Genomic DNA, 10,798 nt, shown 5'->3' on the forward strand with positions numbered 1-10,798 from the left:
CCGCACCCTCTACGACCGGCACCGCGCCGCCGGAGCCGGCCATCATGCGGCCCTGCGGGTGCTGGCCAACCGCCTGGTCGGCATCTACCACGGCTGCCTGCGCCGTCGCACCGGCTATGACGAGCAGCGCGCCTGGGACATGCGAACCGCTGACGCTGCCTGGCCGCGCTGAAAACCGCGCAGCTCATGAACATGCGGACATCATCGCCGCTGGTGCGGTTTCTCATTTGGATCGGCTTCCGGCAGTAGGCGACACTGCGGCATGCATTTCTATGAGCAGCCCGGGCCGGCTTTCGCCGAGGTGGGCGGCCGGATCTATGCGGCATTGCGCTCCGGTGACCTCGATGCGGGCCCGGTCCTGGAATTGGCGTGCCTGCTGGAGGAGTGGGGCCGACGCACCGTCGCCGTGCAGGAAGTCCTCGAACGCCCTACCGCTGATCTGACGGTGGCCGACCCGGCTGGGTGAACGTCTGCTCGACGACATCGGTTTCGAACCGACCTTCGCCCTGGAACCGGGCCTGTGGGCGACGCTGGAACAGGCACTGGGGATCGCAGAACGCGATGTTCGCGCCGCCGGGATCGCCGGAACGCTCCGGCTGGTCACGCCGGGCTGGGACGACAGCGGTCAGGCCTGGGTGGAATTCCAGGGCGGTCATCACGGCAACGGCATCCGGCCCGTTGCGGGACGAGATCTCCAGGGAGCGCTGGCGAACATCGCCGACGCCGCCCAAGAAACGATCATGGAGCTGATCTGGACGGTCTGGCCGACCTGCCCGGTGCACCACCTGGGCCTACACGCCGACCTGGAACGCGGAACGGCCGTCTGGCGTTGCGCGGGCGGCGGAGCGCACACCGTCGCTCCCGTAGGGGCGCTCCCTGCTCAGCACCGATGACAACCCGGCTGGTCATCCGGGATCGGCCAGTAGGGGCCGCTCGCTTGACGGCTTAGCACTGTGGGATGTCTTCGGGGGTACTGGGCCGAGACCGCTGGTCCCGCCGGTGCGCCGGGACGGGCGGGCGGTCCGCGGAGATTTACACGGTGACGGCTCCGGAGGACTTTCCCCGACAGTCCGGCGGGTGGGAGCCGGGGTGGCGAACCGGGATACTCGGTGCATGTCAGACCTTCTTGCGCGTCACCGGGCGGTCATGCCCGACTGGCTGACCCTCTACTACAACGAGCCCATCGAGATCGTCGGCGGCAAGGGGTGCCGGGTCGTCGACGCGTCCGGCAAGAGCTACCTGGACTTCTTCGCGGGCATCCTGACCAACATGATCGGGTACGACGTGCCCGAGGTGCGCGAGGCGGTCGAGCGTCAGCTCGCCACCGGGGTGGTGCACACCTCCACCGTCTACCTGCTCCGCGGCCAGATCGAGCTCGCCGAGAAGATCGCCAGGCTGTCCGGGATCGAGGACGCGAAGGTCTTCTTCACCAACTCCGGCACCGAGGCCAACGAGGCGGCCCTGCTGCTGGCCACCTACGCGCGCAGGTCCGACCAGGTGCTCGCCATGCGGCAGAGCTACCACGGCCGCAGCTTCGGTACGGCGGGCGTGACGGGCAACCGCTCCTGGCGGAACAACTCCCTGTCGCCGCTGAACGTGCACTTCCTGCACGGCACCGACCGGCACCTGCCCCAGTTCCGCGGCATGTCGGACGCCGAGTACATCGCGGCCTGCGTCGAGGACCTGCGCCACGTGCTCGCCACCGCCGCCGGAGGCGACGTGGCCGCGCTGATCGCCGAGCCGGTCCAGGGCGTGGGCGGGTTCACCATGGCGCCCGACGGGCTGTTCGCCGCCTACAAGGAGGTCCTCGACGCCGAGGGGATCCTGTTCGTCTCCGACGAGGTGCAGACCGGCTGGGGCCGGACCGGCTCGGCCTTCTTCGGCATCCGGAACCACGGCGTCACGCCGGACATGATGACCTTCGCCAAGGGCCTCGGCAACGGCTTCGCGGTCGGCGGCGTCGTCGCCCGCGGCGACCTGATGGACGCCCCGCACGCGACCGGCCTGTCCACCTTCGGCGGCAACCCGGTCTCCATGGCCGCCGCCAACGCGACCCTGGACTACGTGCTCGACCACGACCTGCAGGCGAACGCCGCGCGGACCGGCGCGCTGATCATCGACGGCCTCCGGGAGGCCGCGCCGCGGCTGCCGATCGTCGGCGACGTGCGCGGCAAGGGGCTGATGTTCGCCGTCGAGCTGATCGACCCCGCCACCGGCGCGCCCTCCCCGGAGCTCGCCGCCGCCTTCATGGAGGAGAGCAGGAAGGCGGGCCTGCTCGTGGGCAAGGGCGGGCTGCACGGCAACGTGCTGCGCATGGCGCCGCCGCTCACCCTGACGACGGAGGAGGCCGCCGAGGGCCTCGGGATCGTCGTCGCCGCGCTGGAGACCGTCAACGCACAAGTCGCGCCGTAGGCGCACGGGGAGCACAGGATCGTGAAGGACATCACCCACTGGATCAACGGAACCCCCGTCGCGGGCGAGGGCCGCGGCGCGGAGGTCTTCGACCCGGCGACGGGCGAGGTCTCCGGGCGGGTACGGCTCGCCTCGGCCGCGGAGGTCGACGCTGCCGTGGCGGCCGCGGCCGCGGCCCACCCCGCCTGGCGGGACACCCCGCTGGTGAAGCGCTCGCAGGTGCTGTTCCGCTTCCGCGAGCTCGTACACGCCCACGCGGACGAGCTGGCCGGGCTGATCAGCGCCGAGCACGGCAAGGTGCGCTCCGACGCGCTGGGCGAGGTCGCCCGCGGCCTGGAGGTGGTGGAGTTCGCCTGCGGCATCCCGCACCTGCTCAAGGGCGGCTTCTCCGAGGGCGTCTCGACCCGGGTCGACTCCTACTCGATCCGCCAGCCGCTGGGCGTGGTCGCCGGGATCACCCCGTTCAACTTCCCCGCCATGGTCCCGATGTGGATGTTCCCGATCGCGATCGCCTGCGGCAACACGTTCGTGCTCAAGCCCTCGGAGAAGGACCCGTCGGCCTCGCTGCTGCTGGCCCGGCTCTGGCGGGAGGCGGGGCTGCCGGACGGCGTCTTCAACGTGGTCCAGGGCGACAAGGAGGCCGTGGACCGTCTCCTGGCGCACCCGGACGTCAAGGCGGTCTCGTTCGTCGGCTCCACCCCGATCGCCCGCTACGTCTACGAGACCGGCACCGCGGCCGGCAAGCGGGTCCAGGCGCTCGGCGGCGCCAAGAACCACATGCTCGTCCTGCCCGACGCCGACCTCGACCTCGTCGCCGACGCCGCGGTCTCGGCGGGCTTCGGCTCGGCCGGCGAGCGGTGCATGGCGATCTCCGTCGTGCTGGCCGTGGACCCGGTCGGCGACGCGCTCGTCGAGAAGATCGTCTCCCGGGTGGAGAAGCTCGTCGTCGGCCCCGGGGACGACCCCCGCTCCGAGATGGGCCCGCTGGTCACCGCGGCCCACCGCGACAAGGTGGCCTCCTACCTGGACCTGGGCGTCGCCGAGGGCGCGAAGCTGGTGGTGGACGGCAGGCTCACCCCGGTCCTCGGCGGCGGCGCCGCGGCCGAGACGCCCGGCTTCTGGCTCGGGCCCACCGTGCTCGACCACGTCCCGCCGGGCTCCCGGGTGCACACCGAGGAGATCTTCGGCCCAGTCCTGGCGGTGGTGCGGGTCTCCTCCTACGCCGAGGGCCTGGCACTGATCAACGGCGGCGAGTACGGCAACGGCACCGCCGTCTTCACCAACGACGGCCGCGCCGCCCGGCGCTTCCAGAACGAGGTGGAGGTCGGCATGGTCGGCATCAACGTGCCGATCCCGGTGCCGATGGCGTTCTACAGCTTCGGCGGCTGGAAGGCCTCGCTCTTCGGGGACACGCACGTCCACGGCACCGAGGGCGTGCACTTCTACACCCGGGGCAAGGTCGTCACCTCGCGCTGGCCCGACCCCGGCCACGGCGGCGTCGACCTGGGCTTCCCCGCCAACGGCTGACCGCTCCCCGGCCGGCCGCTCCGCTGGGCCCCCGGCCTCCCGCGCCGCGGGCCCAGCGGAGCGCGCCTCCGCCGCGGCCCCGGCCCCGGGACAGGTAGGCTCCGAGCAGGTCGGCAGCGGCGTCGTCAAGGGGGGTTTACGTGGGCAGGGACCGGCTCCGCCGCACGAGGCTGGCGGCGACGGCGGGGGCGGGCGTCCTGGCGCTCGCGGCCTGCGGCGGAACGGCGGACGCCGGGTTGCGGCTCGCGGCCGGTTCGGCGCCGGCGCCCGCGGCGGGCGTCACCGCGGCGCCGTCTGCGGCGCCCACGGGCTCACCGGGCACGGGCGCGAGCGCGAGTCCCGCCGCGAGCGCGAGCCCCTCGCCCGCGATCGGGGCCTCCGAGGGGACCCTGCGCGTGCTGACGCTGCAGGGCCGCGTCGAGTACGGCGGGACGAGCGCGAAGGTCGACTGGGTCACGCCGTTCGAGCGGGAGACCGGGTGCCGGGTCGTGGCGCTCGACCGGGTCCGGACGGGCGAGGAGATGGCCGCCAGGCTGGGCCGCGGCTCCTACGACGTCGTCTCGCCCACCCCGGAGCTGGCCGGGGAGCTGATGGCCGCCGGGCGGGTCGCGCCGGTGGACACCGCCCTGGTCGAGCCGTACGGGGACATCCCGGAGTGGCTGCGCGAGCTGCCCGCGCTGCGCTGGAAGGACCAGGTCTACGGCGTCCCCTACCTGTGGGGGGTCAACCAGGTCGTCCACGGCGGCGGCCGCCACGACGGCCCCGAGGACCTCTACACGGAGGGCCCGGCGGCGATCAGGAACGACCCGCTGGGCATCGCCGACGCCGCGCTCGCGCTCGCGCGGACCGGATCCGGAGCGGGCGTCTCCGACCCCTTCCGGCTCACCCCGGCCCAGCTCGACGCGGCGGTCGGGCTGCTCGCCGAGCGGGACGGCGCCGAGCGGATCTACTGGGACGATCCGGTCGAGGTGGTCCGGGCGCTGGCGAGCGGGAGGGTGGGCCTGGCCCAGGCGTGGCCGTACCACGCCGACCTCTTCGCGCGTGCGGGCCGGCCGGCGGGGACCTTCGGGGACGCGCCGCGGACCGGCTGGGCCGACTCGTGGATGGTCACCGCGGACGCCGCCAGCCCGAACTGCGCCTACCGGTGGCTCAACTGGATCACCTCGGCCGAGGCGCAGCGCTGGGCCGCCGCCTGGACGGGGCTGGCGCCGGCCAACCCGGAGGCCTGCACCGGGCGCGCCCGCCATGTCTGCGCCGTCTACGGGGCGCGGGACGGCGAGCGGCCGGACAAGGTGTTCTTTGCCGTCCGCCCATCGCGGGATTGCGGAGGCCCGGGCGGGGAATGCACTGACTACACCGACTGGGTGGCCCGCTGGAAGGATCTCGTGAAGTAGGCGACGACGCGGGCGGACCGCCCCGCCGGTGACCGACGAGCCGCGGGCGCGTCCGGTCCACCCGCCGGACGGCGCCTGCCAGGGGCGCCCCGGGTGCTTCCCCCGGCCCCGGGGCGCCCGCCTTCCCGCGCGTCCGCCGGGTGCTCTCGCCGTGCCCGCGCACGGGCCCGGAGCGCGTCCGCGACGGGCCGCCGGTGCCCGGCCGGTCCGCGACGCGCCGGTCGCTCACCGCCGCCTCCGCGGGCCGCGACGGTTTCCGCGGTGATCACCTTCTCCTGCTGTGGATTCGGTGGAAAAACTCCGTCCACGCTATCGACTGGTCGACCAGTCAGTTATAGAGTCCCGGCATGAGAATCCTTCTTGTGGGGGCCGGCGGCGTCGGCTCCGCCGTCGTTCCCATCGCCGCCCGCCGAGATTTCTTCGAACACATCGTGGTGGCGGACTCTAAACAGAGCCGGGCCACGGAGGTCGTGGCCAAGATCGGAGACCCGCGCTTCAGCGCCATCGCGCTGGACGCCTCCGACCAGGGGGCGGTCGAGGCCGCTCTCGCCGAGCACCGCTGCGACGTGCTCTTCAACGCCGTGGACCCGCGCTTCACCATGCCGCTGTTCCGGGCCGCGCTGAACGCCGGGGCCCGCTACCTCGACATGGCGATGTCGCTGTCGAAGCCCCACCCGCTCCGGCCGTACGAGCTGCCGGGGGTGAAGCTGGGCGACGAGCAGTTCGCGCTGGACGGCGAGTGGCGGGCCAAGGGCTCCCTGGCGCTGGTGGGCATGGGGGTGGAGCCGGGGCTGGCCGACGTCTTCGCCCGCTACGCCGCCGACCACCTGTTCTCGGAGATCGACGAGATCGGCGTCCGCGACGGGTCCAACCTCGTGGTGGACGGTTACGACTTCGCGCCGACCTTCTCCATCTGGACGACCATCGAGGAGTGCCTCAACCCGCCGGTGGTCTGGGAGGACGGGGCCTGGCGCACCACCGAGCCGTTCAGCGAGCCCGAGGTGTTCGACTTCCCCGAGGGCATCGGGCCGGTCGAGTGCGTCAACGTCGAGCACGAGGAGGTCCTGCTCGTGCCGCGCTGGATCGACGCCAGGCGGGTGACGTTCAAGTACGGCCTCGGCGAGGAGTTCATCAGCGTGCTGAAGACCCTGCGCAAGCTGGGCCTCGACAGCGCCGACAAGATCAAGGTGGGCGGGGTCGAGACCTCGCCGCGCGACGTGGTGGCGGCCCGGCTGCCCGACCCGGCCACGCTCGGCGACCGGATGCGCGGCAAGACCTGCGCCGGCACCTGGGTGAAGGGCCTCGGCAAGGACGGCGAGCCGCGCGAGGTCTACCTGTACCACGTGGTCGACAACTCCTGGTCCATGCGCGAGTACGGTTGCCAGGCCGTGGTCTGGCAGACGGCCGTGCACCCCGTGGTGGCGCTGGAACTGCTGGCCCGCGGGGTGTGGTCGGGCACGGGCGTGCTGGGGCCTGAGGCGTTCGACGCGGTGCCGTTCCTGGAACTGCTCAACGACTACGGCTCGCCGTGGGGGATGCGCGACCAGACGAAGGTCGAGCAGCTCCGCGAGCCCGGGCAGGACCGCGAGGTGCTCCTGTCCGCCTGACGGCGACCCGCCTGACGAAGGGGGCGGCCACCCGGACCACCGGGGGCCGCCCCCTCGCCGTGCCGGGACCGTCCACAGGTCCGGGGCCGAGTCGTCCGGGCCGTCCGGGCCGTCCGGAGCCCAGGCCGTCCGGGGGCCGGAGCGGGCCGGTGCGGGGGTGGGCCGGTCGGGATCGCGGCGCGCCGGAGCCGCTGCCTGCGGGGATCGCCGGGAGCCTCCGGCCCGCTGTGCTGTCTGTCACGAAATCTGCACATACGTCACGAGAAACGGACATATCTACGTTGGATCGTTATCTCTTACGGTCTGCTCCACTCGCTACCCGCGGGTATCGTTTCGCTTATCCCGGCCTAAAACCCTTAAACCGGGATCAATCGTGCGTTAACGGGGATTTCTGTATGTCCGGGTAACCGGCTGACGAGCGCCCCTCGCACTCCCGCGCGATCCCCGAGGGGAGGATGATGGGCGCCTACCTGTTCAAGCGGCTGGTCAGCAACGTGCTGCTGGTGGCGATCGCCGCGAGCATGGCCTACTTCCTCGCCGCGACCAGCCTCAACCCGCGCTTCAAGTACGAGGACCGCCAGCCACCGGTGGCCGAGGCCGTCATCGACGCGACGCTGGACGACTACAACCTCAACGACAAGACGCCGGTCTTCCAGCGCTACGTCACCTGGGTCGCCGGGGTCGCCACGGGTGACCTGGGCAAGACCTGGGACGGCAAGTCCATCAACGAGGAGATGGGCCGCCGGGTCGGGGTGAGCCTGCGCCTGCTGCTCGTCGGCACGCTCGTCGGCGCGGCCGTCGGAGTGAGCGTCGGCGCCTACGCCGCGGTCAAGCAGTACAGGATCAGCGACCGGGCTATCGGGGTCAGCTCCTTCGTGGTCATGGCGATCCCGGTCTTCGTGCTCGCCACGCTGCTGACCATCGCGGCGGTCGGGCTCAACGACGCGCTGGGCTTCACGCTCCTGGAGTACACCGGCGAGTACAACCCTGCGCTGAGCGGCTGGGAGCAGTTCGCCAACCGGCTCAACCACCTGATCCTGCCGACGATCTCGCTCAGCCTCGGCCAGATCGCCTACTACAGCCGGATCCAGCGGAACATGATGCTCGACGTGCTGGGCCAGGACTTCGTCCGGACCGCCCGCGCCAAGGGGCTCAGCCGCAGGGACGCGCTGTTCAAGCACGCGCTGCGGACCTCGCTGGTCCCGGTCGCGACCTACTTCGCCTTCTCGTTCGGCACGATGCTGACCGGTGCGACCTTCACCGAGAAGATCTTCGGCTGGCACGGCATGGGAGCCTGGCTGGTCGACTCGATCCACACTCACGACACCAACGCGGTCGCCGCGGTGAGCCTGTTCACCGCCGTCTGCGTCCTGGTGGCCGGTTTCCTGTCGGATCTGCTCGTGGCGGCCATCGACCCCCGGGTGCGGGTGAGCTGAAAGATGCGTTCCAAGGTCGTCCTCGCCCGCATGCTGCGGAACCGGCAGGCCCGCTACGGCCTGCTCGCGCTGGTCCTGCTCCTGGCGCTGGCCTACGTCGGCCCCTTCCTCGGCCCCTACGACTGGACCGACAAGGACTTCAGCGCCTTCCTCATGCCGCCCTCGGCCGACCACTGGTGGGGCACCACCCAGATCGGCCAGGACGTCTACGCGGTCACGCTGCGCGGCATGCAGAAGTCGATCGTCATCGGCTTCCTCGTCGCCCTCGTCTCCACCGGACTGGCCGCCCTGGTCGGCGCGACCGCCGGCTACCTCGGCGGCTGGGCGGACAAGGCCCTGATGTGGGGCGCGGACCTGCTGCTCGTGCTGCCCAGCTTCCTGATCATCGCGATCGTCTCGCCGCGGCTCAAGGGCGGCTCCTGGCTCTGGTTCGTCGCCCTGCTCGCGCTCTTCTCCTGGATGATCACCTCCCGGATGGTGCGGAGCATGACGCTCTCCCTGCGGGAGCGCGAGTTCGTGCTGGCCGCCCGCTACATGGGCATCCCCGGCTGGAAGATCATCCTGCGGCACATCGTGCCGAACCTCTCCTCTCTGCTGATCATCGACGCCACACTCAACGTCAGCACGGCGATCATCGGCGAGGCGTCGCTGTCCTTCTTCGGGTTCGGCATCCAGCCGCCCGACGTCTCGCTCGGCACGCTCATCGCGGCCGGCAGCGACAAGGTCACCGGCTACCCGTGGCTCTTCCTCTTCCCGGCCGGCCTGCTCGTCCTGCTCGTGCTCAGCGTCAACCTCATCGGCGACGGCCTGCGCGACGCCCTCGACCCGGGGAGCAACAAGTGAACGAGCCCACCGCGGGGAACGGCACGCCCGTCCTCGAAGTGACCGACCTCAACGTCACCTTCCGCGGCGGCATCAAGGCCGTGCGCGGCGTCGGCTACCGGCTCCACCGGGGCGAGGTGCTCGGCATCGTCGGAGAGTCGGGTTCCGGCAAGTCGGTGACCTCTCTCGCGGTGATGGGCCTGCTCCCGGAGGGCACGGAGGTCAGCGGCTCGGTGAAGCTGCACGGCCGGGAGCTGATCGGCGCGCCGGAGAGGGAGCTGAACCGGCTCCGCGGCAAGAACATCGGCATGATCTTCCAGGATCCGCTCTCCGCGTTCACCCCGGTCTACACGATCGGCGACCAGATCGCCGAGGCCGTGCGCATCCACCAGAAGGTGGGCAGGGACGTCGCCGCCAAGCGCGCCGTGGAGCTGCTCGACCTGGTCGGCATCCCGCACCCGGACGTGCGGGCCAAGGCCTTCCCGCACGAGTTCTCCGGCGGCATGCGCCAGCGCGCGATGATCGCCATGGCCATCGCCAACGACCCCGACGTGCTGATCTGCGACGAGCCGACCACCGCGCTGGACGTGACCATCCAGGCGCAGGTGCTGGAGGTGCTCAAGACCGCGCAGCGGGAGACCGGCGCCGGCATCGTGATGATCACCCACGACCTGGGGGTCGTCGCCGGGCTGGCCGACCGGGTGCTGGTGATGTACGCCGGCAAGCCGGTCGAGACGGGCACCGTGGAAGAGATCTACCACCGCCCGCGCCAGCCGTACACGATGGGCCTGCTCGCCTCGATCCCGCGGATGGACCGCCCGACCGAGCGGCTGATCCCGATCGAGGGCAACCCGCCCTCGCCGGCCGATCTCCCGAAGGGCTGCCCGTTCGCGCCGCGCTGCCCGCTCAAGGTCGACGCCTGCGACGACGCCGAGCCGGACCTGGAGCGGATCGGCACCGGCGGCCGCATGGCGGCCTGCATCCGGGCCCACGAGATCGAGTTGAAGAACCTCGACGGCGCGGACGTCTACCCGGTGCCCGAGGCCCCGGCCGCGCCGGCCGGGCTCGGCCCCCGCGAGGAGCGCCGGACCGTGCTGGAGGTGGACGGCCTCGTCCGGCACTACCCGCTGATGAAGGGCATGGTCTTCAAGCGGCGGGTCGGAACGGTCCACGCGGTGGACGGCATCAGCTTCGACGTCCGCGAGGGCGAGACGCTGGCCCTGGTCGGCGAGTCGGGCTGCGGCAAGACCACCACGCTCCAGCAGATCATGCAGCTTCAGGCGCCGCAGGGCGGCTCGGTCGTGGTGCTCGGCAAGGACAGCGCGAAGCTCGGCAAGGCCGAGCGCAAGGGGCTCCGCCGGGACCTGCAGATCGTCTTCCAGGACCCGATGGCCGCGCTCGACCCGCGCATGCCGGTCGGCGACATCCTCGCCGAGCCGCTGCGCGCGCACGGGTACAGGGACGCCAAGGCGGTCAAGGCCAGGGTCGCCGAGCTGCTCACCCTGGTCGGCCTCGCGCCCGAGCACGCCGAGCGCTACCCGCAGCACTTCTCCGGCGGCCAGCGCCAGCGCATCGGCATCGCCCGGGCGCTGGCCCTGGA

The 10,798-nt window shown here is 71.8% G+C and carries 9 protein-coding genes and 1 pseudogene; 9 read left to right on the plus strand and 1 reads right to left on the minus strand.

The window, feature by feature from the left end; genetic code table 11:
• A pseudogene (locus tag ABD823_RS33405) lies at positions 1 to 172 on the plus strand (IS110 family transposase); the annotation flags it as partial.
• 90 nt (positions 173 to 262) lie between these two features.
• Entirely contained in the window at positions 263 to 466 is a 204-nt protein-coding gene (locus ABD823_RS33410) for a hypothetical protein (RefSeq protein WP_344866775.1), read from the plus strand.
• Here ABD823_RS33410 and ABD823_RS33415 read toward each other — a convergent pair.
• Positions 429 to 731, minus strand: coding sequence for a hypothetical protein (locus ABD823_RS33415; protein ID WP_344866777.1), 303 nt, complete (start codon positions 729 to 731; stop codon positions 429 to 431). The genes ABD823_RS33410 and ABD823_RS33415 overlap by 38 nt on opposite strands.
• A gap of 382 nt (positions 732 to 1,113) precedes the next feature.
• On the opposite strand from ABD823_RS33415, the gene ABD823_RS33420 reads away from it, so the two are divergent.
• The 7 genes from ABD823_RS33420 to ABD823_RS33450 all read left to right on the plus strand — a co-directional run.
• Entirely contained in the window at positions 1,114 to 2,412 is a 1,299-nt protein-coding gene (locus ABD823_RS33420) for an aspartate aminotransferase family protein (RefSeq protein ID WP_344866779.1), read from the plus strand.
• Between the two features lie 18 nt (positions 2,413 to 2,430).
• Positions 2,431 to 3,939 (plus strand): CoA-acylating methylmalonate-semialdehyde dehydrogenase, encoded by a 1,509-nt coding sequence (locus ABD823_RS33425; protein ID WP_344866791.1) that lies wholly within the window; start codon positions 2,431 to 2,433, stop codon positions 3,937 to 3,939.
• 140 nt (positions 3,940 to 4,079) lie between these two features.
• Complete coding sequence (locus ABD823_RS33430) at positions 4,080 to 5,333, plus strand: extracellular solute-binding protein (protein WP_344866781.1); 1,254 nt, start codon at positions 4,080 to 4,082, stop codon at positions 5,331 to 5,333.
• A 347-nt stretch (positions 5,334 to 5,680) separates the two neighbouring features.
• On the plus strand, positions 5,681 to 6,940 hold the full coding sequence (locus tag ABD823_RS33435; RefSeq protein ID WP_344866783.1) for a saccharopine dehydrogenase family protein: 1,260 nt from the start codon (positions 5,681 to 5,683) through the stop codon (positions 6,938 to 6,940).
• A 458-nt stretch (positions 6,941 to 7,398) separates the two neighbouring features.
• Complete coding sequence (locus tag ABD823_RS33440) at positions 7,399 to 8,376, plus strand: ABC transporter permease (RefSeq protein WP_344866785.1); 978 nt, start codon at positions 7,399 to 7,401, stop codon at positions 8,374 to 8,376.
• Positions 8,377 to 8,379: 3 nt separating this feature from the next.
• Positions 8,380 to 9,219, plus strand: coding sequence for an ABC transporter permease (locus tag ABD823_RS33445; RefSeq protein ID WP_344866787.1), 840 nt, complete (start codon positions 8,380 to 8,382; stop codon positions 9,217 to 9,219).
• On the plus strand, positions 9,216 to 10,798 hold a 1,583-nt coding region (locus tag ABD823_RS33450), incomplete at its 3' end, for a dipeptide ABC transporter ATP-binding protein (protein WP_344866789.1). The genes ABD823_RS33445 and ABD823_RS33450, both read left to right, overlap by 4 nt.

This window comes from Planomonospora alba (assembly GCF_039534085.1).
Lineage (GTDB): Bacteria > Actinomycetota > Actinomycetes > Streptosporangiales > Streptosporangiaceae > Planomonospora_B > Planomonospora_B alba.